Annotated in this window: 17 protein-coding genes; 9 read left to right on the forward strand and 8 right to left on the reverse strand. The window is 58.1% G+C overall.

Annotated elements, in window-relative coordinates:
- Positions 1 to 2: 2 nt before the first annotated feature.
- Positions 3 to 1136, forward strand: coding sequence for an ABC transporter permease (locus EC9_RS11720; RefSeq protein WP_145345369.1), 1134 nt, complete (start codon positions 3 to 5; stop codon positions 1134 to 1136).
- A gap of 131 nt (positions 1137 to 1267) precedes the next feature.
- On the opposite strand, the gene EC9_RS11725 is transcribed toward EC9_RS11720, so the two are convergent.
- Positions 1268 to 1660, reverse strand: coding sequence for a hypothetical protein (locus EC9_RS11725; RefSeq protein ID WP_145345371.1), 393 nt, complete (start codon positions 1658 to 1660; stop codon positions 1268 to 1270).
- A 573-nt stretch (positions 1661 to 2233) separates the two neighbouring features.
- Between EC9_RS11725 and tkt the strand changes: the two genes are divergently transcribed.
- A complete protein-coding gene (gene tkt, locus EC9_RS11730; protein WP_145345373.1) occupies positions 2234 to 4288 on the forward strand; it encodes a transketolase in 2055 nt (684 codons plus the stop codon).
- A gap of 57 nt (positions 4289 to 4345) precedes the next feature.
- Here the strand turns inward: tkt and EC9_RS11735 are convergent, their stop codons facing one another.
- Complete coding sequence (locus EC9_RS11735; protein ID WP_145345375.1) at positions 4346 to 5431, reverse strand: acyltransferase family protein; 1086 nt, start codon at positions 5429 to 5431, stop codon at positions 4346 to 4348.
- Between the two features lie 147 nt (positions 5432 to 5578).
- On the opposite strand from EC9_RS11735, the gene EC9_RS11740 reads away from it, so the two are divergent.
- From EC9_RS11740 to EC9_RS11755, 4 genes are all read left to right on the forward strand, one after another.
- Positions 5579 to 6895 (forward strand): MATE family efflux transporter, encoded by a 1317-nt coding sequence (locus EC9_RS11740; RefSeq protein ID WP_145345377.1) that lies wholly within the window; start codon positions 5579 to 5581, stop codon positions 6893 to 6895.
- A 247-nt stretch (positions 6896 to 7142) separates the two neighbouring features.
- The gene (carB, locus tag EC9_RS11745) at positions 7143 to 10388 is read left to right on the forward strand and encodes a carbamoyl-phosphate synthase large subunit (protein WP_145345379.1); all 3246 of its coding nucleotides are present in this window, start codon (positions 7143 to 7145) and stop codon (positions 10386 to 10388) included.
- 418 nt (positions 10389 to 10806) lie between these two features.
- A complete protein-coding gene (locus tag EC9_RS11750) occupies positions 10807 to 11379 on the forward strand; it encodes a DUF6932 family protein (protein WP_145345381.1) in 573 nt (190 codons plus the stop codon).
- Positions 11376 to 11825 carry a helix-turn-helix domain-containing protein gene (locus tag EC9_RS11755; RefSeq protein ID WP_145345383.1) on the forward strand — a complete coding sequence of 150 codons (450 nt, stop codon included), beginning with the start codon at positions 11376 to 11378 and terminating at the stop codon, positions 11823 to 11825. Before EC9_RS11750 ends, EC9_RS11755 begins: the two co-directional genes overlap by 4 nt.
- A 12-nt stretch (positions 11826 to 11837) precedes the next feature.
- Here EC9_RS11755 and EC9_RS11760 read toward each other — a convergent pair whose 3' ends face one another.
- The 4 genes from EC9_RS11760 to EC9_RS11775 all read right to left on the reverse strand — a co-directional run bounded on the left by EC9_RS11760 (position 11838) and on the right by EC9_RS11775 (position 16482).
- On the reverse strand, positions 11838 to 14078 hold the full coding sequence (locus tag EC9_RS11760; protein WP_218934745.1) for a TRAP transporter permease: 2241 nt from the start codon (positions 14076 to 14078) through the stop codon (positions 11838 to 11840).
- A gap of 121 nt (positions 14079 to 14199) precedes the next feature.
- A complete protein-coding gene (locus EC9_RS11765) occupies positions 14200 to 14430 on the reverse strand; it encodes an RNA-binding S4 domain-containing protein (protein WP_145345387.1) in 231 nt (76 codons plus the stop codon).
- An 8-nt stretch (positions 14431 to 14438) separates the two neighbouring features.
- On the reverse strand, positions 14439 to 15449 hold the full coding sequence (locus EC9_RS11770; RefSeq protein ID WP_145345389.1) for an endonuclease/exonuclease/phosphatase family protein: 1011 nt from the start codon (positions 15447 to 15449) through the stop codon (positions 14439 to 14441).
- Between the two features lie 181 nt (positions 15450 to 15630).
- The gene (locus tag EC9_RS11775; RefSeq protein ID WP_145097338.1) at positions 15631 to 16482 is read right to left on the reverse strand and encodes a formyltetrahydrofolate deformylase; all 852 of its coding nucleotides are present in this window, start codon (positions 16480 to 16482) and stop codon (positions 15631 to 15633) included.
- Between the two features lie 399 nt (positions 16483 to 16881).
- On the opposite strand from EC9_RS11775, the gene EC9_RS11780 reads away from it, so the two are divergent.
- A complete protein-coding gene (locus tag EC9_RS11780) occupies positions 16882 to 17319 on the forward strand; it encodes a YkgJ family cysteine cluster protein (RefSeq protein WP_145345391.1) in 438 nt (145 codons plus the stop codon).
- 100 nt (positions 17320 to 17419) lie between these two features.
- Complete coding sequence (locus EC9_RS11785) at positions 17420 to 18535, forward strand: hypothetical protein (protein ID WP_145345393.1); 1116 nt, start codon at positions 17420 to 17422, stop codon at positions 18533 to 18535.
- 33 nt (positions 18536 to 18568) lie between these two features.
- Here EC9_RS11785 and EC9_RS11790 read toward each other — a convergent pair whose 3' ends face one another.
- The gene (locus EC9_RS11790; RefSeq protein WP_218934746.1) at positions 18569 to 19294 is read right to left on the reverse strand and encodes an endonuclease/exonuclease/phosphatase family protein; all 726 of its coding nucleotides are present in this window, start codon (positions 19292 to 19294) and stop codon (positions 18569 to 18571) included.
- A gap of 308 nt (positions 19295 to 19602) precedes the next feature.
- Between EC9_RS11790 and EC9_RS11795 the strand changes: the two genes are divergently transcribed.
- Positions 19603 to 20910, forward strand: coding sequence for a Gfo/Idh/MocA family protein (locus EC9_RS11795; protein ID WP_145345397.1), 1308 nt, complete (start codon positions 19603 to 19605; stop codon positions 20908 to 20910).
- Between the two features lie 137 nt (positions 20911 to 21047).
- Here the strand turns inward: EC9_RS11795 and EC9_RS11800 are convergent, their stop codons facing one another.
- Positions 21048 to 22538, reverse strand: a complete 1491-nt coding sequence (locus tag EC9_RS11800) for an endo-1,4-beta-xylanase (RefSeq protein ID WP_197451214.1) — start codon at positions 22536 to 22538, stop codon at positions 21048 to 21050.
- Between the last annotated feature and the right edge of the window lie 130 nt (positions 22539 to 22668).

The following is a 22668-nucleotide window of genomic DNA, read 5'->3' on the forward strand; positions in this document are numbered from 1 at the left end:
TCATGTTGACCTACGTCCTGAAGACTTTATGGCGTCATCGCGCCCGGACCTTATTAACCGTGACCGGTGCGGCGGTGGCGATGTTCGTCTTTTGCTGCGTCGGTTCGGTGCAGGAGGGACTGGAGCGATTGACGACTGGAAGTGATGCAAACCGCAGCTTGATCGTCTTTCAGGAGAATCGGTTCTGTCCGACCAGCAGTCGGTTGCCCGAGGATTATGCGCGAAAGATCTTGAAGGTTGACGGAGTGCGCGATGTGATGCCGATCCAGGTTTGGACAAACAACTGCCGGGCGAGCCTCGATATCGTCGTCTTTAACGGTGCCGATCCAAAACAGATCCAGGCGAGTCGTCCGGTGAAACTTGTCGCCGGTTCATGGAGCGACTTCGAATCGCGGCGCGATGCGGCGATCGTCGGACGCAACGTCGCGCAGCGCCGCGGGCTTGGCGTCGGAGATCAATTTTCGATCGGCGAGATCTCGGTGCAGGTCGCGGGAGTCTTTAGTTCGACGGTCCCATCGGAAGAGAACTTGATCTACACCAGCCTGCAGTTCCTGCAATACACCCGCGGTCTGGACAACGCGGGGCTTGTGACTCAGCACGAAGTCATGCTCGACGAGAACGCCGAACCAGACCGCGTCGCGGCGGAGATCGATCAAGTTTTGCGAGCCGGTTCGGTGGCGACGACGACTCGGCGGAAGGGAGCGTTTCAAGCGAGCACGCTGTCGGACCTAGTCGATCTAATCGGATTCGCGCACTGGTTGGGATACGCCTGCGTCGGCTTGGTTCTCTCGCTTGTGGCGACGACGACGGTGATGAGCGTTCAAGATCGGATCAAAGAATACGCCGTCTTGCAAACGATCGGCGTGAGACCGCTGCGGGCGATGCGATTGGTTTTGACCGAGAGCACGATTTTATGCCTGATTGGCGGCGCCAGCGGTACGTTGTTGGCGGTGACCGCGCTGGCTGTCGGTGGATATTCGATCGGTGCCGAAGGGGCAACGATCGCGTTCCGTCCATCGTTGGGCCTGCTGTGGTCCGGCCTTATCGTGTCGCTAGGTGTTGGTGTGGCGGCCGGGATTGCGCCGGCGATTCAAGCCGCGACGGTGCCGATTGTGCGGGCGCTGCGTCAGGAGTAGCTGAACAAAAAAGGAACGATCGCGAAAGCCGAGACGCTCGCGATCGTTTGGAGTTCTCGTGGGCTTCGCCGTAGCGAGGGTGGTGCTACGGTCGAAGGCTGTGCTACGCCACGTTTGGCGAGATCAGCGGATTAGTGATGGCTGCCAATCCCAAGGTGCAGCGGGCCGAGGTCCAGGTGGAATCCGTGGTTGTGGCTTGTGCTTGGATAGGTCGGAACGGGGACGGGAACGTACGGTGCCGGTGCGGCATAACGGTTTGGTTGATAGACCCTTCGAGGGCTTTGCGGCACGACACGGTAATTGGCACTGTGTCCTTTACCGTGGCTGCTGTAGGGAACGACAACCGCGGGACGTCGGTTGGATCGCTGGTGGCTGGAGTGATTGTGCGATTGGTTGTAATGCGCCGATCGGTCGTTCTTTCCCGAACGCCCGTTGTCGCGATAGTCTCTGGCTTGCACGTCCGATGTGCCAGCCAAAACCGTGATGCCAGCTACCAGTGCGGCGATTGTCAAAATTCGTTTCATCTGTCGTTCCATTCAAAAAGGGGGGAGGTGATCGAGCGGACTCGGCCGCTGACTTCACCTAATGCAGGCGGTGTGCCAAACGCAGATTCCCTGCAATTTGCGATTTGGCCCGATAGATATGTCATCGATCCGATGACAGGCCGTCGTCGTTTGGATCGCAGGTCGGAAGATGCCGATTCGGGCGAAGAGTCCGATCGTCCGGAAGGTTGAAGCGAAGCAGACGTCGTTCACTCGCTTCGTTTCGGCTCGCGCCGGGTTGGAAATCGGCGACGCGATCGCGGCTGGGAAGGTTTCCACGCGATGCAATCCCGGCCCTCAATGGGCTCCCTGTCTGAAAGCGTTTGCAGCGCGGAATGTCTATAGAAAACTAGCGTCAATCCTCGAATTCTCCCATCGAGTAGAGGAGGACGCCCGGTGAGCCATAGGGTGATGCCAAGGGCGGGGTCGAGGCCATAACGGTGGGCGGGCTTCATCGCTTTTAAACGTTCCCATTGTTGCCACCGGGGGCGATCCTGGGTAAGCTCTTGGCGACGATTAAAGGCCACTATTCGAACTTAAGGTGACACAAAACCGATGTCAGCAGTAACCACAAATATCCGTCAAACCGCAATCGATACGATCCGCACCCTGAGTATGGATGCCGTTCAGACGGCTAATAGCGGTCACCCTGGCACGCCGATGGCGCTGGCGCCGGTCGCTTATCAATTGTGGAACGAAGCGATGCGTTACGATCCACAGCATCCCCAGTGGCCCAACCGCGATCGCTTTGTTTTGTCGTGTGGCCATGCATCGATGTTGCTTTATAGCATCTTGCATTTGACGGGCGTTCAAGAGGTCGATCAAGCGGGCGAACCGGTTGGTCAAGAAGCTATCTCGTTGGACAACATCCGCAACTTCCGTCAGTTGGAAAGTCCGTGCGCCGGGCACCCTGAATATGGCGAAGCGAGCGGCATCGAAACCACCACGGGGCCTTTGGGCCAAGGCATCGCGACCAGCGTCGGAATGGCGATCGCATCGCGTTGGTTGGCGGCGCGATACAACACCGCAGAACATACGCTGTTCGACAACGATGTCTACGCGATGTGCGGCGACGGCGACATGATGGAAGGTGTCGCATGTGAAGCGGCGTCGATGGCCGGTCACTTGAAGCTGTCGAATCTGTGCTGGATCTACGACGATAACAAGATCACGATCGAAGGGCACACCGACCTGACCTTCAGCGAGAACCAAGTCGATCGCTTCAAGGGCTATGGTTGGCACGTGATCGAAGTCGCCGACGCCAACGACCTGTCGGCTCTGGCCGCTGCGGTGGAACAATTTAAAGCGAACACCGACGCGCCAACTTTGATCGTCGTTCGCAGCGTGATCGGCTTCGGTTCGCCGAACAAAGCCAACTCGCACAACGCTCACGGCGCACCACTTGGCTGGGACGAGATCGAACTTACCAAGAAGGCTTACGGTTGGCCAACGACCGAGAAGTTCTTCGTTCCCGAAGGCGTCAAAGAACACTTCCAAGAAGGTATCGGAGCCCGTGGCGCCGCAGCTTACAAGCAATGGCAAGACGTTTGGGCTGCTTATCAAACCGCCAATCCCGAGAAGGCTGCTGATCTGACAACCTTCTTCGCTGGCGATCTGCCCGAGGGCTGGGATTCGGAAATCCCAACTTACGAAGCGGATGAAAAGGGAATGGCATCGCGCGTCAGCGGTGGTCAAGTTCTCAACGCCATCGCCAAGAACATTCCTTGGATGGTCGGCGGTTCGGCTGACCTCGCGCCAAGCACCAACACCCTGTTGAAGTTCGAAGGTGCGGGCGATTACGAAGCGGCAACGCCTTGCGGTCGCAACATGCACTACGGCATTCGCGAACACGCGATGAGCGCCGTCTGCAACGGAATGTCGCTGACGGGACTGCGTTCCTACGGTGCGACCTTCTTCGTCTTCACCGACTACATGCGTGGCGGAATGCGTTTGAGCAGCATCATGCATCAGCCCGTGTTGTACGTTCTGACTCACGATTCGATCGGCCTGGGCGAAGACGGACCAACGCACCAACCTGTCGAACACTTGGCTGCGTGCCGTGCGATGCCAGGGCTGTATGTCTTCCGTCCCGGCGACGCCAACGAGGTAGCCGAATCGTATCGTGCCAGCGTCGGATTGTCGGATCATCCAACCGCGATGGTCCTTTCGCGTCAAAACCTGCCAACGCTGTGCCGCGAGAAGTTTGCACCGGCATCGGGAACCGCGAAGGGTGGCTACGTGTTGGCCGATTCCGATGGCGAACCCGAACTGATCCTGATGGCCAGCGGCAGCGAGTTGTCGCTTGCCGTCGAAGCTTACGAGCAATTGAAAGCCGCCGGCGTCAAGGTTCGCGTCGTCAGCATGCCTTGCTTCGAATTGTTCGAAGACCAAGACGCCGCCTATCGCGAGAGCGTTTTCCCTGCGTCGTGCACCGCTCGCATCGCTATCGAAGCGGGCATCCGCCAGTGCTGGGATCGCTACTTGGGCAGCGAAGGCGAATTTGTTGGCATGGACAGCTTCGGCGCTTCGGCACCGGCTCCTCAGCTGTACGAAAAGTTTGGCATCACGACCAAAAACATCGTTGCCGAAGCCAAAGCTTTGTTGGCGTAACGCCGTTGGAAATCGGTGACGCTGCGAACCTCGCGGCGTCATCGAAAACTGGCGTTACTAGTAGCGCCAACGCGGTCTCGCAGCGGACAAGGAGACCGGCTTCATTGTTCGCCCGCCGGTCAATACGGCGATCAGCGTTGGCGTGTAGCGGCTGGCGAATTGAGCCAGCAGCAAGCTGCAAACGATTGCGGCTGGTGCGGCGATCCAAAAGCTGAACTCTTCGCCGACGATCCTGCTCGTGATCCGGCGGAGCACTTCCCGCATCGGGAACTCGTGTACCAGGTAGACGAAAAAGCTGAACTCGGCCAACCGGCTGAGTCGCTGATTTTCGATCCGCCGTGTGATGCTCAACAGCCCCAAGCAACCCGTTGCGATGGCGGCTTTCTGTAGCAACAGCGAGAGCGTTGTAAAGTCGCGAATGTACCAGTTATCGAAACTGGGATCGATCGCGACGCGAATCGTCAACAACAGAATCCAGGTCGCAAGCAGCGCGAAGCTGAAGCGCTTCGGGGCGCGGATCAGGCTCTCCAGAAGATCGATCCGCGTGACGGCCCAGCAACCGAGGGTGAAGCCGAGCAGCGTTTCGACGTTCAGGGCGTACCATCCGGCGACGATCGGAGCGGGTTGCCATTCCATCGTCCACAGAACCGCCAAGATGCCTAAGATGATGCGTGGTGCGCGGCGGACGGCGAACTGGACCAACGGCGCTGCGACGACCAATAGCATTAGGTCGCGGAGGAACCACAGTTGTTCGGCTAGCGGATGCAGTAGGATCCGGGCGAAGAACTGCGACGGTTCCAATTGCGTCGGCTTGCCGCTGAGCATCTGGATCGTCGACCAACTTGCAAACGCGATCAACGAGATCAACAGATAGGGGACCAACAAGCTGGCGGCGCGCTGCCGCAGCTTGGCGAGGTAGTTGTTGTAGCTGCCGGTGAACGTTAGAAAGTAGAAGAACCCGGCGGCAAAGGCGAAGACTGGGACCGCGATTCGGGCGATTCCATTGATTAAAAATTCTTGAAGCCAGCCATTTAGATTCCCACCCGTGGCTGCGGCCGAGCGATAGTGAATCAGTACGACCAGCACCGTCGCCCAGAGGCTGGCGGTGCGGAACGACTGTTTTAATTCCTGCGACGGTTGCATGGATTGCGATGGTGGAATTGGGGCGAAGGAAGCGATTGCGCGGACGTCCGCGGCGACAGCGCGGATTACTTTGGTAGCCGCTGTGAAACTCTAGCACGCCGACCGCTGGAGGATCTTTTGGGAATTCGGTCGCGGAGTAACAACGACTTGGATGCGGCGTCCCCAATCACTGAACCACGACGTTGGCAAGTCGTCCCGTTGGTGATGGTTGCGCTGAACGTGGTCGGGATCTTCTTGGCGTATGGGGCGACGATCATCTTGGCCCGCGAGCTGTCGCATCTCGCGTTCGACCAATACATCGGGGCGATCGCAACGCTGGGACTGTTCGCGGCGCTCGCCGAAGGCGGGTTTGGCAAATACGGCCTGCGCGTGATTCCGATCTACAACGAAGCGCAAGATGGTGGCCGGATCGCCGGTTATTTGCGATTTGCGTTCCTGGGGACGTTGCTGCTGAGTTTGTTATTGGCGATCGCGATGATCTTCTTGGCCGCTCCCTTGCACTCGGGCAACCGTCGCGATGTGGTTACGCTTGCGTTTGTCTATCTTCCCTCGATGGCGGGCGCTGGGGTGGTGATCGATCTGCTGCTGGCGTTTCGCATGCCGATCATCGCGATGGTGATCTCGCGGATCGTTATCCCGGCGACTACGTTGCTGTTGATTCTAACGCTAACGCAAACGATGCACTTCAACGCCAGCCACGCCGTGTTGTGTTTCGCCAGCGGCAGCGTGCTGGCGTTGCTGTTGGGGATGTTGTTCTGCTACCGGCAAGCGAGTCCGCTGGTGGGCGATGCGGAGGTGGAGACCAACGTCCGCGGTTGGATCAGCGAAAGTCTGGCCTTCATGTTCTTCACGTTCATGGTCTCGTGGCTGTTTCGTTCGACCTTGGTGATCACCCATCACATGCCACACGGCGATATTGGGGTTGGTCTGTTGGCACCCGCCTTTGAGACCGGCGGCTTGATTCTGCTGCTCAGCAAATCGACCGACAAGTTCTTTCAGCCAGCGGTTTCGCTGTATCTCGAGGCGAACGATTGGCGGCAGATGTCGATCCTGCGGCGCGACCGCGGCTTGATGATTGGAGCCGGCATCGTCCTGTTTTTGTTGGTCGTCCTGTTTTTCGGGAAAACGATTCTGGGGATCTACGGACCCGACTTTGTCGCTTCTTATCCGGCGCTCTGTTGGGTCGCCGTCGGTTCGAGCATGACGACGCTGTTTTCGCTGGCACCCACGTTTTTGTTGTACGCCGGCCGTCGTCGCTTGCTCACCTGGCTGCTGGGGTTCCACGCGGCGCTGCTGCTGGTCTTGACGGTGATCTTGTACTGGGAGTTTGGTGGGACCGGAGCGGCCGCGGCATATGCGGTCTGCGTCACTTCGTATTCATTGTCGAACCTCTACTTTGCCAATCGCGAGTTCCAGACACTCAAATCGAACCTGCGGGAAACCGATCCCGTTGCGATCGATTAACGTTGGCGGCAGTCGATTTCCAGAGAGTGGCGGTATGGTGAGCGGATTCCTTCCCGTTTTCTGAGCGCTGGATGCGTTCGCACGATCGTCGAAACCCTAGCGATTGGGGGATTGCCGCAAGTGTGGAGCAAGGTTTTGCAGCCTAGAAGCGTTCTCCGGGCCCTACCACTTTTCCGGTGGTTTGTTAACATTGCCGGGGTTTTGCGCCCGTCCTGATCTCTTCCACTCCATCAAAGGTTCCCTTCCTGTGCCACGTCGCGACGACATCAAGAAAATCTTGCTGATCGGTAGCGGACCGATCGTCATCGGCCAAGCTTGTGAATTCGATTATTCCGGCACGCAGGCTTGTAAAGCTCTGCGTGAGGAGGGGTACGAGGTCATCTTGGTCAACAGCAATCCGGCCACGATCATGACCGATCCGGGAACAGCTGATCGGACCTACATCGAACCACTGACCTGGCAAATGGTCGAGAAGATCATCGCCAAGGAGCGTCCCGATGCGCTGCTCCCAACGCTCGGCGGCCAGACCGGTCTGAACACCGCGATGGACCTGGAAGCCAACGGCGTGCTGGAGAAGTACGGCGTGGAGATGATCGGTGCTCGCGCCGATGTGATCGCCAAAGCGGAAGAACGCGAACAGTTCAAACAGGCGATGGACAAGATCGGCCTGGACGTCTGCCGCGGCGAAACGGTCCGCAATCTGACCGACGCCCGCCGCGTGATGAACGATGTTGGTCTCCCCTGCGTCGTCCGCCCCAGCTTTACGATGGGCGGCTCCGGTTCGGCGATCGCTTACAACCGCGACGACTTCGACGCCCTTGTGCAAAACGGCTTGGACCAAAGCCCGGTCACCGAAGTTTTGATCGAAGAGTCGATCATCGGTTGGAAAGAATATGAAATGGAAGTCGTCCGCGACATGGATGACAACTGTGTGATCATCTGTTCGATCGAGAACTTCGATCCGATGGGCGTTCACACCGGCGATTCGATCACTGTCGCACCCGCGCAGACGCTGACCGACAAAGAGTATCAACGGATGCGCGACGCATCGTTGGCGGTGATTCGCGAGATCGGCGTGGAGACCGGTGGATCGAACATTCAATTTGCGATCGAACCGACAACAGGTCGGATGATCGTGATCGAGATGAATCCGCGGGTCAGCCGATCGTCGGCGCTTGCGAGCAAGGCGACAGGCTTCCCGATCGCCAAGATCGCTGCCAAGCTGGCTGTCGGTTACCGCTTGTGGGAACTGCCCAACGATATCACGCAAAAGACAAAAGCTTGTTTCGAACCGTCGATCGATTACGTCGTTACGAAGATCCCACGGTTTGCGTTTGAGAAGTTCCCCGAAGCCGATCCGACCTTGATGACGCAGATGAAGAGCGTCGGCGAGACGATGGCGATCGGACGAACCTTTAAAGAGTCGTTCCAGAAAGCGCTCCGCGGACTGGAAGTTGGTGCCTTCGGTTTTGGCGGCGGCAGCAAGGATATGTGGGGTGGCGAATCGCAGCCCGACCGCGACGAAGTGATCGCCAAGTTGTCGACTCCCAACGCCGAACGGATCTTCTATCTGCGGTACGCGCTGAAGATGGGGATGACGATCGAAGAGATCTTCGAACTGACCAAGATCGACCGCTGGTTCTTGGACCAATTGCAACAGATCGTCGAGCATGAGAACTTCTTGCTGCAAGCGGAATCGCTCGAATCGCTCAGCCCGGCCGATCTGAAATACACGAAACAATTAGGTTTCTCCGATCGCCAGCTGGCAATTATTTTCGACTCCAGCGAACTCAAGGTTCGCGAATACCGCAAGGAACAAGGGGTTCACGCGGTCTTTAAATCGGTCGACACCTGTGCTGCGGAATTCGAGGCCTTCACGCCTTACTACTACAGCACTTACGAAGACGAGAACGAGGCGCCGCCCAAGGGTGATAAGAAGCGGATCATGATTCTTGGTGGCGGTCCAAACCGGATCGGCCAGGGAATCGAGTTCGATTATTGCTGCTGCCATGCGAGTTTCGCGCTCCGCGACATGGGCTATGAATCGATCATGGTCAACAGTAATCCGGAGACTGTCAGTACCGATTACGACACCAGCGACATCCTGTTCTTCGAACCGCTGACGATCGAAGATGTGTTGAACATCTGCGACAACGTTCAACCCGACGGCGTGATCGTTCAGTTCGGCGGCCAGACGCCGTTGAATCTCGCTCGCGGATTGGCCAACGCCGGCGTGCCGATCATCGGAACCAGCGTCGACACGATCGAAGCGGCCGAGGATCGCGAGCTGTTCCAACAACTGATCGATGAACTGGGGCTGCGTCAGCCGCCAAGCGGCATCGCGCGGACGATGGAAGAAGCTCGCGGCGAAGTCGATCGGATCGGGTTCCCCGCGTTGGTTCGACCCAGCTTTGTCTTGGGCGGCCGAGCGATGGAGATCTGTTACGACCACAAGCAATTCGATCGCTACGTCGCCGAAGCGTTTGTTGTCGCCGAAGGGCAACCGGTTCTGATCGATCGGTTCCTAGAGGATGCGATCGAAGTCGACGTCGACGCGCTCTCCGATTCCAAGGACTGCGTGCTGATGGGGATCATGGAGCACATCGAAGAAGCGGGTGTCCACAGCGGCGACTCCGCTTGTGCGATTCCGCCTCACAGCCTGCCCGAATCGATCCTCGACGAGATCCGCGTCGCAACGAAACAATTGGCACTGCGACTGAAAGTCGTCGGCCTGATGAACATCCAGTACGCTGTCAAAGTGGAAGATGGCAAGCCGACGCTGTACATCATCGAAGTCAATCCGCGAGCCAGCCGTACCGTGCCGTTTGTCGCCAAAGCGACCGGCGTCGCGGTGGCGCGATTGGCCACTCAAGTCATGTGCGGCAAGACGCTTGCCGAAGTCGGTGTGACCGGGGAAACGATCCCGTCGCACGTCTCGATCAAAGAGAGCGTCTTTCCGTTCCGCAAGTTTGCTGGCGTCGACATCGTGCTCGGACCGGAGATGCGAAGTACGGGCGAGGTGATGGGAACGAGCAAGAGTTTCTCGCTGGCGTTTGCCAAGAGTCAGATCGCGGCGAGCACGGTCCTTCCAAGCGAAGGGAACATCTTCATCAGCCTGTCGTCGCGTCACAAGGACTTTGCGATCAAGCTTGGCTCGCGTCTCCGCGATCTCGGCTTCAGCATCCTGGCGACCTCGGGTACCGCGAAATTGCTCGAGGAATCGGGCGTGGCGGTAACGTCGATCAAGAAGCTTGCCGAAGGGCATCCGAACCTTATCGATTACCTGAAGAACGAAGAGGTCCAGTTGATTATCAACACGCCCAACGGCAAAGGGGCTCGCACCGACGAAGGTCGCATCCGCGCTTCGGGCGTTCAACACGGCGTCCCATGCATCACGACGATCGCCGCAGCCGAAGCCGCAGTCGGCGCGATGGAGGCGCTCAAAGAAGGCGCCCTGGACGTCGAGTGCCTGCAAGATCGGTTCGGACTGTAGAGTTCCGCACGGCGCATTGAAGGCGCCGATGTGTTGAACGCAATCCGCCGAAATGGAAACAAAGGCCACCGCGATCGAAACACGATCGCGGTGGTCTTTTGCGTATCTGTGGCGCGAATCCAAATCGCCACAGACCTGGGACTTGCGTCGCCAGGCTGTCTCATGCCGTCGCTTCGCTACTGGTGGGGTGGCGCCTCATCTCGCGTTCTTCTCTGACACGGGGCGAAGCTTGGGGTGGCTCGTCTCTTTCTTTTTCGCGATTCGTTAGGGGGAACCGCGGGCGGCGTCCCCCTGGCGTTTGTTGAGCGAAATCGCTGGTTTATCGATGACGCTGCTGCTGTGGTTATGCAGCGTTCCCCCACAGTGTTGGCTTGACAAATGTGTCTAACTGAACACATAGTTAAAGTGTAGGTGCAGGATGGTTGAGAAGATCCCTGCGTTTGATCGCAACGGTTTGCTCCCGATGGGAGATTACGACGTCTCGTTGTTTGATCTACGCGGGTCCGTTCTGTGCTGCGGTCCGGACGATCGCCAAGCGTATCCGAACTGGGATTCGGCATGGCGGGTTTGGTTGGTTGAGCAACTTGCGATTATGGCACAGCAGCTATGGCAAGTTGGTGTGGAATCGATTTTTGTCGATGGATCATTTGTCGAAGACAAGGATCATCCCAACGATATCGACGGTTACTTTGTTTGTGACCGCGATGAATTTGTAAGTGGACGCTTGGTGGCGGCATTGAATCGTTTGGACCCGCAGAAGGTGTGGACGTGGGACCATTCGCTCCGCCGAGCTTATCCAGGATATCCGAAGAAGCAATTGCCGATGTGGCATGTCTACCGCGTGGAACTCTATCCGCATTTCTCCGGGCTTGGTTCGGGGATTCGCGACGCGCGTGGGAACGAATTGGAATTCCCCGCCGCCTTTCGGCAGTGCCGGCGCGATGGGAAGCCTAAAGGAATTATCCGATTGCTAAAGGCGACAGGATCATGATTCGCAATGAACAAGAGTATCGCGAGGCGTCCGATCGGATTGAAGCCGAACGCAACCGTCTGGATGCACATCGCAAGAGTTTAAGTGAATCGGGGCTGGGCGACACAGAGCTGACACGTGCGATGGAACCCTTGGTTTCGTTCCATGAGCAGTTGAGAGAAGAGGTCGCTCACTACGAAAACTTAAAACGCGGCGTCTTTCCCGATCTCCAAAACCTCCGGGGACTGGGAGTGCTGCTCGTTTCGTTGCGTATCGCTCGCGGTATCACGCAGCGCGAGCTTGCTGCCAAGTTGGATGTTCACGAATCGCAGGTCTCTCGCGATGAACGCAACGAATACCACGGCGTCACGCTCGATCGTGCGAACCGAATTCTCGATGCGCTCGATGTCCGCCTGCAGACCACCGTGGTCGAAGCTCCCCTAGGTCGCGAAACAACCGACGCCTAGCGACGGTTTTCGTTATGCGGTCGCGTTGTCTAACTGGCCGTTGGTTGTTGTCGGTCGACGCATCGCGTTGATCGTGACGACGGCGATAAACAGGATCGCGCCGACGATGTCGATGGTTAATCCGACGCGGACTTCGCCGATTTTGGTGATCGGTGCCAACAACAGCGCGGCTGATATGAACATCAACACCCGTTCGAAGACCGACAGACTGTTGCGGAAATAGCCCGCGATGCAGCCCGCCAAGGCAAGGATCCCGATCGTCGCGGCGGTCAACGCGTGCGCGATTGCAAACGCGGTGGGCGATTGGCCATCGGGAGCCAACAGGCACAACGCCGGTCGGTAGACAAACATAAACGGCAGCGTGAATCCGACCAACGAGAAGCGGAACGCGGCAAACGAGGTCTTCATGATCGGCGCCTCGGCAATCGAAGCGCTCGCGTAACCGGCAAGTGCCACCGGCGGCGTGACCATCGACATCATGCCGAAGTAGAAGATGAACAGGTGAGCGACCAATGGGATCACTCCCAATTCGCCCAACAACGATCCCATCAACGTCGCCATCAACAGGTAACAGACGACCGAGGGAACCCCCATTCCCAGGATCAACGAACAGACCATGATGCCGAGCAGGGCGAGGAACAGATTCGTTTCGACAACACCTTTGATTACCGAACTAAAATCGGTTGCGATCCCGGTCTGCTGCACGATCCCAATGATGATTCCAACGCACGCGCTCGCTGCGACCAGCGAGATCCCGTTCTTGGCCGATTTGGTCATCGCCGACGTCATCTCCGGACGCCAGGCGGGGTGGATCAGTCCAAAGATCAGCAAGCCGAACATGCCAACGATCGCCGATTCCAGCAGCGAACCAACCATCAACAGCGGACTAAACTCTCCACTGGTCGGATGGATCCATGAACTGGCCATGAATGTTTGTAGTCCCGAGGGGACCGAATCGTGGATAAAGATCGTCGCTTGGTGCAGCAACAGCACGGCGAAGAAGCTGAAGAACGCCATCCAACGAGCCGACGCGCTGATCGCAAGCTCTTTGCGAAGCGTGGCGAAGACCAAGATCACGGCCAACGCACCGGTCACGCTGCGGAATGGTGAGAAGCCAGCGATCAGCAGGCCGATCAAAGTTCCCAAGGCTCCGAAAAAGACCATCGCTTCGAAACCGGAGAGCTTCTTTTTGCTGACCTCTTGCGTGTCGAGCCCCTCGGCGCCTAGACGCCGCGAGTACAAGAAGACAACCGCCAGGATCGACACGTAATAGAGGATCGCCGGCAGCAGAGCGGCTTTCATAATCGTCAGGAATGTGACTTGAGGCTGCACCAATTCCAGCATCATGTAAGCACCGGCACCCATCACCGGTGGGACCAATGCGCCGCCGGAAGCTGCCGCGGCGGTGATGCCGCCCGCGATATAATTCGGGAACCGAGCGCTTCGCATCATCGGAATCGTAAACGTTCCGGTCGTCACCGCGTTAGCGACCGCACTGCCCGACAGCGAGCCCATCAAGCCGCTGGCGACAACCGAAACCATCGCTGGTCCGCCACGGATTTTTCCGAACACTTTGGTCGCAAAATCGATGATGAACTGCGTCGCTCCGGACATCTCCAGGAAGGCCCCGAAGACGACAAACAGGAAGACATATTTAAACATTACGCTCGCCGCGGGGCCAAATACGCCAAGCGACTGCAGGAACGTCGTGCTGACGATATCCTTGACGTTCTGGCCAGCGTGAGGCAGCATCCAATCGGGCATTGCGACCCAGTCGTACCGCAGACTGCCGTAGCAGTAATAAGAGTGGGCGACGAAAAACAGTGCCAGAAGCGGAACGATCAGGCCGATGCTGCGTCGAGTTGCTTCGAGAACCAACGCCAACCCAATCAGACCGACGACAAAGTCGGCGGACGTTTCGGCCCCCGCGCGATTGCCTAGCGAGATCCCATCGGACCACAGGCTTTCGAAGAGCGGTTCGGTCTGCACGACGACATACCCGCAACATCCGGCCGCGGCGATCGCTAACACGACGTCGATTAGACGCATCGATCGGACGTTGGCAAATCGTTTGTTCAGCGGGAACGTCAGATAGCAGAGCGCAAGTCCAACACCGACAAACACAGCCAGCGACGACTGAGGTTGCATCAAGTTGTAATTGACTTCGAACAGCGTGAATAAGCACAAAAACACGCCCAACGCGGTAATCGCAAAGCGTCGAGTGCGATCCAATAGATTCTCTTCTTGGGTCACGGACGGATCCTTTGAGTGGTTTCGTTCCAGAGCGGAAAGGGCGGGGTGGGAGGCGGAGGATATCGTTTCGCAAGCGGTCACGACGACGGAGCAGCTTGCAGCGACAAGCTGCTGATTCTAGCTAATCCTGTTCGACGCGGAAGACTTCTCCCAAGACTTCGATCTCGTCGCCAATCGTCAACTTTTTGCGACGCCGCGTTTCGACTTCGCCATTGACCGTGACCTCGCCATTTTGAATCAACATCTTGGCTTGGCCGCCGGTGCCGACGACGCCTGTCAATTTGATAAAGTTGTCCAACCGAATCGAATCTTCATCGTCCGTGCTGGGGTCGTTTGAAACATCTTGGTTCATGGGGGGGTTCACTTGAGTTGAAAGCGAGCGACCACAGGCCAGTGGTCGCTGAGATCGCGTTGATTTGAATCGATTTGCCAGTAGGCGTTCCAGTGGGCATCCTGTTCGTCGGGCCCATCTCCTTTTACCGCCAACTCGCGAGGCCGCTGTACCGATCGCAGGACCAGGTCGACGCGGTCGGGATCGTCTTCGATCATGGCGGGGCTGACCAGGATCCGATCGAACGCTTTCCCGGCCAACAGATGCGTTTGCCGTTGGTCGACCGGCAACCGCGGGTGCAGGTCGATCAGGTCGTCGTCGGTCTGCGGTGTATGTTTTCCGCACAAGATGGCAAGGTCGCTGCCGTCGCGGATCCCTTCGGCAGGTTCTTCGGTATTCAGATCGCCCAGCACGATCACGTTCTCCCCGGCGGCGACGCGGTCGGCGATCCAGGTGTGCACGAGTCGAGCTTGGCGAACGCGGATGTCGGCCCGTTCGGCGCGAGCTCGCAGATGCAGATTGATCACCGTCACGACTTCCGGATCGCTCGGCCGACCGATCTCCAGTTCGGCTTCCTGATGTTTGAAAACGTTGTAGTAGTCGCCGCTGGCGTACATCTTTCGCGTTTGGCCGTTGAGCCCCGACCGGCGCAGCCAGACGTTGTCGGCATACAGCAGCGCGACGTCCTGTTCGGTGAACGGTTCGGCGCCATCGAAACAGACGACGCGAAACTTCTGGTCGTGATCGTCTTCCAAAGTTGTCGTCAGGTAGCCCATGACTTTGCTGCTTTCGACTTCTTGCAGCGCGACGACGTCGGGCCGAACCGACGCGATCGATGCGGCGACGGCATCGCGGCGCCAATCCCAGTTGGGGCGATCGGGAGCCGACATCTCGCGGGCCAGATCGCTGCGGTTGTCGCGCGGCTGGCTGTCGAAGAACCATTCGAGATTCCACGACATGACGACGAAATCGTCCGCCGATTCGTCGGCGCCAGCGGCGACAGCTTGCAGGCACAACAGGACGCAGATCAAACGGTGCATCGATGACTCTCCAGCAAGCGGCGGCGGACAACGCAGCTGCGACGTGCAGCGATTTGGGAACGCCCCAGTATAGTCCAACGGCTACCGGCGGAAGCTTAGGTACCGGTGATCAGGCAGAGCAAATAAGTTTTTGTGGCGGCTGATACCTCCGGTGGGAAGACCGGCTGTAACCCTGCGGCGATCAGCTGACGACCACACGGTGAAAGTGCAGTTTGACTTCCCGATCGATCACGCGGCGAACCCCTTCGACCAGGCAAGAGGGCTCGTTGACCTGTTCGCCTCGCCGGATCACCTCTTCCAATGGCGTCCCCGGCCGGACCGCAAAGGTCTCTTGATTGATCGTTTGATTCCCCGCATCCAGTTCGGGGATGATGAAGTGACACGTCGCACCAAAGGTCAACATCCGGGCGGCGTAGGCGTCGTGGTAGGGGCGGAAGCCGGGAAAACCGGGCAACAATCCATGGTGCAGGTTGATGATTCGCCCCCCCGCGAACTGCCAGCACGTCTCCGGCGGCAGGATCCGCATGTAGCGTGCTAAGACGACGTAATCGATCTCGTAGCGATCGAACATTTGAACCATCGCGTCTTCGTTGGCGCTGCCGTCCGCCTCGCCGATCAGTTCGAACGGAACGCCAAACTCCTCGGCCAACGGTTGGCACTTCTTGCGATTGCCGATCACAACGGCCACTTCGGCGCGGATTCGGCCATCGCGAACCGCCTGCAAAACGGCCCGCGGCGTTTCGGTGCGGTAGGTGGTGCAGAGCGCGATCCGCGGCCGGTCGGCTCGTTTGTCGGGACTCCAAACCCGGATCGCCAGCCCCGTTTGTTCGGCGATCTTCTGCATCGCTTGTTCCAGCAGATCCAGTCGGCCGTCGGGCAGGTGCAGCCGGCAGAGCATCGCAAACAACTGCGCCTCGTCGTGGTCGTACATCTGGATTTCGGAAAGCGATGCGCCTTGGCCGGTCACGTAGTGAATGATCGGGTCGGCGAGCCCAACATTGTCGGGGCCAAGGGCGGTGATAACAACGTCCATGATTTTGGTTCTCTCGTTTGCCAGCCAGGAGGTCGCAACGGGGATCGTGCCCGGTGCCAACCTAAGGTATTAGCCGCCACGCGTTAGCGTCCGGTTCTTGCCGCAACCGGACGCTAACAGCTTGTCGGTTTAATCAGCCGATTGGGCGTTAGCCCCGGTTCCGCTGCCACTAAACTGGGGCTAACGCCCAAACGGCTAATGCAAGCAAGCTCGTTGTGACTAAACCGACAAGCCGCTAACGCGTGGCGGCTGATTTGTGCACGCAGTGAAACCGAGTTGCGCTGACGCCAAGTATATCGACTGTAGCCGGTTTCGATCAGCCACCTTATAATGGCCGACAACAACATCCAGGAACTTCCATCGAAGCCTAACCGCCTGCAACGAAAACGTCGCCACGCCATGACCGCACCGAGACCCAAACGCATCCCGCGTGAACTTGTTCCCAAAGGGGAAAGCCTGTGCGATTATTGCAGCGCCAAGTGCTGCCGCTATTTCGCACTGCCGATCGACACTCCCGAGAATCGCCAGGACCTCGATTTCATCCGCTGGTATCTGTTGCACGACCGGGCGAGCATGTTTGTCGAAGGGGATACCTGGTATCTGTTGGTCCATACGACCTGCAAGCACCTGCAGGAGGACAATCGCTGCGGAATTTACGAAACCCGGCCTCAGATCTGCCGCGACTACACGACCGCGGAATGCGAATACGAAGATACCTGGGTCTACGACCAATACTTTGAAACGCCCGAACAGGTCCAGGATTATATGGACGCTTTGTACGGGCACGAATACGAATCGCTCCGCAGCCGCAAACCGGCGGCGTTGCCGATCGCATAACCCTCCCGCTCGTCGACAAAAAGGCTGCAAAGCGGGCAGGCCTAGTTACAATACTTAGATGTCGTTTGCACTCTTTTCAAATCCGCTCGGAACCCGATAGATGAGACGCCCCGCTGAAGATGATGATGACGGCGGATTGGATTCGCTGCTCGATACGATGACCAACGTCGTCGGCATCTTGGTGCTTGTATTGATCGTGACGCAGATGAGTGTCACCGAAGTGGTCTCTCGCATCCGTTCGGAAACTGTCGTCGATGCCGAGAAGCTCGAGCAGGCCAAGAAGGAACTCGCCGAGAAAGAGGAAGAGAAAAACGAACTCGAGCGGATCCTGGTCGCTCCCCAAGACATCGACGCCGACAAGCAGAAGGAAGAGCTGCAGAAGTTAAAGGATCTGTTGGCGCGACAGAAAAAGGTTCGCGAAGATGCTAAGAAGGAACAGGAGCAGATCGCGTTAAAAATCGAACAGCAGCAGAAGGCGGCGGACGAGGCGAAAAAGAAGATTGCCGAAACGACGGGCAAGCGTGACGAGCTGACGAAGTTGATCAGCACATCTCTGGAACGCAAAGCTCAAGTCGAAGCGATGCTCGACAAGACTCCGATCCGGGCCCGCCCGGCCGACATCAAGGTCAGCATTCCCAACCCGCGTCCGGCACCTCCGGGGGCGAAGCAGGCTTCGTTTTTGTGCAGCGGCAATGCCGTCTACCCGATCAATGCCGAAGCGTTTCGCGAGCGAGCCGTCAAGATTGCCAAGGCGATCGTCGCCCGTGGCAACATGGACCGGGATCCTAAAGTCGGCATCGACCCCGAGAAATTTTCAGCGATCTTCGCCGGCGAGAAGAAGGACCAGGATGCGTTCTTCGACGTGGAATATTACGTCCAATCGAACCGCTATCCACGGATGCGTTTCCATCCGAAGGAAAAGCGTGGCGCCGTCGCAACCGCACTTTTGAACAAGCGCTCGGTGATTCGAAGAGACTATCTATCGAACCTCGACGTCACCAAATATTACGCTCGGTTCTACGTCCTGCCCGACAGCTTCGACATCTACCTGACAGCTCGTGGGATCTTCCAAGACGCCGGGATGCTGGCCGGTTGGGATCCGCAACCGCAAGACTGGCTCTACACGACGCACGTCGGCGGTGTCGAACTGGGACCACCGCTACCGAAAAATCCAAACCCGCCGCCGCCCAGAAAGCCGCAATCGGTGATCGATTGATCGCGGCGGTTGTTCGGGCACGGGCGGTCGACGTTATTGCAGGATACAGTCGGCGACCAGCGGCAGGTGGTCGGAGGCTCGCCGAGCGATATCGGTTCGCGAGGCAAAGCCGTGGTCGATGCTCATGTTGCCGCGGAAGTAGACCCGGTCCAACGGTCGCATCGGCATGAAGGCGGGGAACGTCTTGTGCAGTCCAGTCGCCGATTGGAAGCCGCCGGTGTCGAGGATTCCACGCCCCAAGTTGCCCCAGACATCGTTGAAGTCGCCCGCCAGCAGCACCGCCGTTTCCTCATGCGTGCGACGAACCAATTCGGTCGCCAGCAGTCGACGCAGTTGCATCTTGCGTTCAAAACCGGCTAGCCCCAGGTGGACGTTCAACAGCAGAACCGTGCGGCTGTGCCCATCGATCTGCATTCGGCAGTGCGCCGCGAGCGCCCGCCGCTTCTTTTTCATCGGGATCGTCAAATCGATATCCTGATGATCCGTCAGCGGAAAGCGACTCAAGATCGCGTTCCCATAGTGACCGACTTTCAGTTTGACGTTGCGTTGATAGACGTGGTGCTTCAGCCCCAACGCCTCTCCCAGCACCTCGACTTGGCGATCGTGTCGCGATCTCGGCACGCCATCGTCGACCTCCTGCAGAAACAGGATGTCGGGATTGCAGTGTCCAACCGCCTGCACGATCCGGTCGGGATCATAGCGACGATCGACTCCGCCGATGCCCTTGTGGATGTTGTAGGTCGTCAATCGAAATTGCATGAGGCGGATCGATACGGGTTGCAGTGGATTGGAAGTCTCGCCGAGCCGATCAAACTTACAAGCGATACGGTCGCGGAGTTGAGATTTGGGGATGTTTATACCATAGCGGAGACGATCCGCTGACGGCCTGTCCCGCTTGCGGATTGGTGGACTACCCAGGCGGGCGAGCGAGCAAAAATTGGGCTTTTTGTTGCGCGAGCTGGCAAACCTCATGAAAATTTTACGTTATCATGGGTGCAACTGTCGTTCCGTTGACAGCTTCAAACTCCTGCCGTTTTTCCTACCTTCGATATTTGGAACCCTACCTGATGACAAAACGATCCTCATTGAATCGACGACGATTCGTGCAATCCTCCGGCGCTGCGGCGGCTGTGCTGTCGAGCGGCGTGTGGAGCGAAACCTCCGCTAAAGAGTCGACCTCGGCAAACAACAAACTGAAAATCTTGTGCGTCGGAACCGCCAACCGCGCCGCTGCCGACGTCGAGGGGGTCAAGGGCGAAGACATTGTGGGTCTGTGCGACATCGACAAGAACTACCTCGATCGCGCCGCGGCTCAATTCAAAAGTGCCAAGCTGTACAGCGATTATCGCGAGATGATCGACAAGGAAGCTGGCAACGCCGACGCGATCGTGATCGGTAACGCCGACCACAACCACGCTCCCGCTTCGCTACGAGCGATCAACGCCGGCCTGCACTGCTACTGCGAAAAACCGCTGACCCACACCGTCACCGAAGCTCGCATCATCACCGAAGCGGCTCGCGCCAAAGGCGTCGCGACGCAGTTGGGAACTCAGATCCACGCCGGCGACAACTACCGCCGCGTGACCGAGATCGTCAAAGCTGGCATCCTGGGCGATGTGACCGATGTCCACGTTTGGGTCGGTAAAGGCTGGGGTGGCGGCGAGCGACCCGAAGGTGGCGAACAACCACCAGCGAGCCTCGATTGGGATCTGTGGTTGGGCCCAGCTCCCGAACGTCCTTATGTCGCTGGACGCTACCACCCTGCACAATGGCGACGTTGGTGGGACTTCGGCCAAGGAACCCTGGGCGACATGGCGTGCCACTACATGGATCTGCCATTCTGGGCTTTGGATCTGAAGCACCCAACCACGATCAGCGCTGAAGGCCCCGAGGTTCATCCAGAAACCTGCCCGCTCGGTTTGAAAGTCGAATACCAGTTCGCTAAACGCGGCGACTTGGCTCCTGTCAAACTGACTTGGTACGACGGCAACATGACGCCTCGCGAAGTTGCGGGCGAACGCGTTCCCGGCAGCGGCGTGATGTTTGTCGGAACCGAAGGCAAGTTGTTTGCCAACTACGGCAGCTACAAGCTGTTCCCGAAAGAGAAGTTTGCCGGCTTCCAACCGCCCGAACAAACGATCCCTAAATCGATCGGGCACCACGCCGAATGGATCAAAGCGTGCAAGGATGGTTCGCCAACCACATGCAACTTCGATTATTCGGGCGCTCTGACTGAAACGGTTCTGTTGGGCAACGTTGCCTACCGTACCGGCAAGGAACTGCAGTGGGACGCGGCGGCGCTGAAGGCGACCAATTGCCCCGAAGCCGACAAGTACCTGAGCAAAGAATACCGCAAGGGTTGGGAAGTCAGCTAATCGCTTGCGATTGACAATCCTAACGAACGCTAATGCCGACAGCGCCATCGAGTCTCACGATTCGATGGCGTTGTTTTTTGTAGAGTGCCGTCGCCGTCGGTTGCGGCACGAAACAGTGGCCCGCGAGCGGATAGGGCTTAAAACAAAAACTGGCGGCGGAGACTTGCCAGTTCGTTCAACAGCGGACGCGGTTTGCCATGCGAATCGACAAGCCCTGCCCCCGGCATCGAATGGGCTTGGCGATCGTCCCAGCTTTCCCAAAAGACGCCGTGGACCATCTGTTTCGCCAGCAGCATCCGCGTCAACCGACTCGCATAGGCCAGTTGATCCGCGGCGGTTGATTGACCTTCGGGCCCCAAGGCGATCGGCAACGCGTTTCGCGGCGTGTTGGCTTCCGATTCCGCGATCGCGGGGACGGAGATCTGCGCCAGCAGCGGCAGTCCCAATTGAGCCCAGCGGTCGATCTGTTGACTGACGTCCAGGATGCTCCGTGGCAGTGTCCCCTCGGGCCAATAATTCATCCGCATCTCGAGGCCGATGCCCGCGATACCCAGGTTCGAACGAACCAAGGCGTCGACGAAGTGCAGCGGAGAAATGCCGTCGGACGATTTGCTGAGATATTCGCCCCAAGGTTGGTCGACGCTGATCAGGATCGGCGTGCGATTGTCGTGGCGGCGGATCTCCTGGATCACCGCAACCGCCAAACGCATCACCTGTTCTTCGTCCAATTTGATTGGGCCCGCGGTATTTAATCCGGACACCGCATGCCACAGTTGGACCTTGCCGCGGTAGCGTTGCACCGCCGTTGCGACGTATCGGCTGACCGTATCCAGCAGCCCGTCGAAGTCCTCTTCTAACAAATAGATCCAGTGGGGCAATTGTTTCTGCTGGAAATCGAACAGCGGCCCGGCGCAGACGCGCAGCCCGTGCTGGTGGCTCCAATCGAACAGCGGATCAAACTGCTCGAAGTCCAATTTGCCCATGTCGCTTTCGACAGCGGTCCAATTGGTGCGGATGGCGATCGTGTTGAAGGCGTCGAGATAGGCCTGTTCCAGCCCCGGCGTCATCGGTCCCGGGGGAGCGATGTAGGCGGCCGCGAGAGTTCCCAACTGGCGTTCGTTGTTCTTGCGGTAGGCCAACGCTTGCGCGGCGTAGGTGTCGACTAAGGCGTCGGAGGCTTGTTGCAGCGCGGCCAGCGAGGCGTCGGACAACTCAGCCGTTCGGGCGCTCAGCGGATAGCTTTGAGCGGCATCGAGAAATCGGTCGATTCCTTCGGTCAGCCGCGACTGGTACGCATCGGGCAATCGCATCCCGCTCCGCTGCCACTGATCGGCTTGGCCGCGAATGTTGCTGCACGCCCCGCGAGCCAGTTCCAGCGGCAGGAAATAGGGAGTATCGCGCTGTCGCAGACTGCACGATTGCAACACGCGGGGGCCGCTGTCAGCGATCGGCCAGGGAATGGAGATCTTTCCCGACTCGTCGATATTGCGTTGAATCAGCAGCTGGTCATCTTTCCACGTGACTCTGCCAAACCAAGGAATGCCTTCGATTCCTGAGATATACGCAGCTTCCCAATGGGGTACTGATGCCCGAAATGATTCGGGAACTTCAAAACGGAACAGACCCATCCGGTGCCTTGCGGTGATGTTAACGAACAGAAGCCAATGCGGTTGCCTAGGAAAATTTAACGTAGCGCGGACCATTTTTCAATTCCGCAACCGCTTGCGCTACTCGTGCAATCGCTGGCTCAAATGCTAG

Origin of the sequence: Rosistilla ulvae, assembly GCF_007741475.1 — a bacterium.
Taxonomy (GTDB): domain Bacteria; phylum Planctomycetota; class Planctomycetia; order Pirellulales; family Pirellulaceae; genus Rosistilla; species Rosistilla ulvae.

Bases quoted from the DNA above. Each gene is read 5' to 3' on its own strand.
- EC9_RS11720 (WP_145345369.1), top strand. From the start codon at position 3: ATGTTGACCTACGTCCTGAAGACTTTATGGCGTCATCGCGCCCGGACC.
- EC9_RS11725 (WP_145345371.1), bottom strand. From the start codon at position 1,660: ATGAAACGAATTTTGACAATCGCCGCACTGGTAGCTGGCATCACGGTT.
- tkt (WP_145345373.1), top strand. From the start codon at position 2,234: ATGTCAGCAGTAACCACAAATATCCGTCAAACCGCAATCGATACGATC.
- EC9_RS11735 (WP_145345375.1), bottom strand. From the start codon at position 5,431: ATGCAACCGTCGCAGGAATTAAAACAGTCGTTCCGCACCGCCAGCCTC.
- EC9_RS11750 (WP_145345381.1), top strand. From the start codon at position 10,807: ATGGTTGAGAAGATCCCTGCGTTTGATCGCAACGGTTTGCTCCCGATG.
- EC9_RS11755 (WP_145345383.1), top strand. From the start codon at position 11,376: ATGATTCGCAATGAACAAGAGTATCGCGAGGCGTCCGATCGGATTGAA.
- EC9_RS11765 (WP_145345387.1), bottom strand. From the start codon at position 14,430: ATGAACCAAGATGTTTCAAACGACCCCAGCACGGACGATGAAGATTCG.
- EC9_RS11770 (WP_145345389.1), bottom strand. From the start codon at position 15,449: ATGCACCGTTTGATCTGCGTCCTGTTGTGCCTGCAAGCTGTCGCCGCT.
- EC9_RS11775 (WP_145097338.1), bottom strand. From the start codon at position 16,482: ATGGACGTTGTTATCACCGCCCTTGGCCCCGACAATGTTGGGCTCGCC.
- EC9_RS11780 (WP_145345391.1), top strand. From the start codon at position 16,882: ATGACCGCACCGAGACCCAAACGCATCCCGCGTGAACTTGTTCCCAAA.
- EC9_RS11785 (WP_145345393.1), top strand. From the start codon at position 17,420: ATGAGACGCCCCGCTGAAGATGATGATGACGGCGGATTGGATTCGCTG.
- EC9_RS11790 (WP_218934746.1), bottom strand. From the start codon at position 19,294: ATGCAATTTCGATTGACGACCTACAACATCCACAAGGGCATCGGCGGA.
- EC9_RS11795 (WP_145345397.1), top strand. From the start codon at position 19,603: ATGACAAAACGATCCTCATTGAATCGACGACGATTCGTGCAATCCTCC.
- EC9_RS11800 (WP_197451214.1), bottom strand. From the start codon at position 22,538: ATGGGTCTGTTCCGTTTTGAAGTTCCCGAATCATTTCGGGCATCAGTA.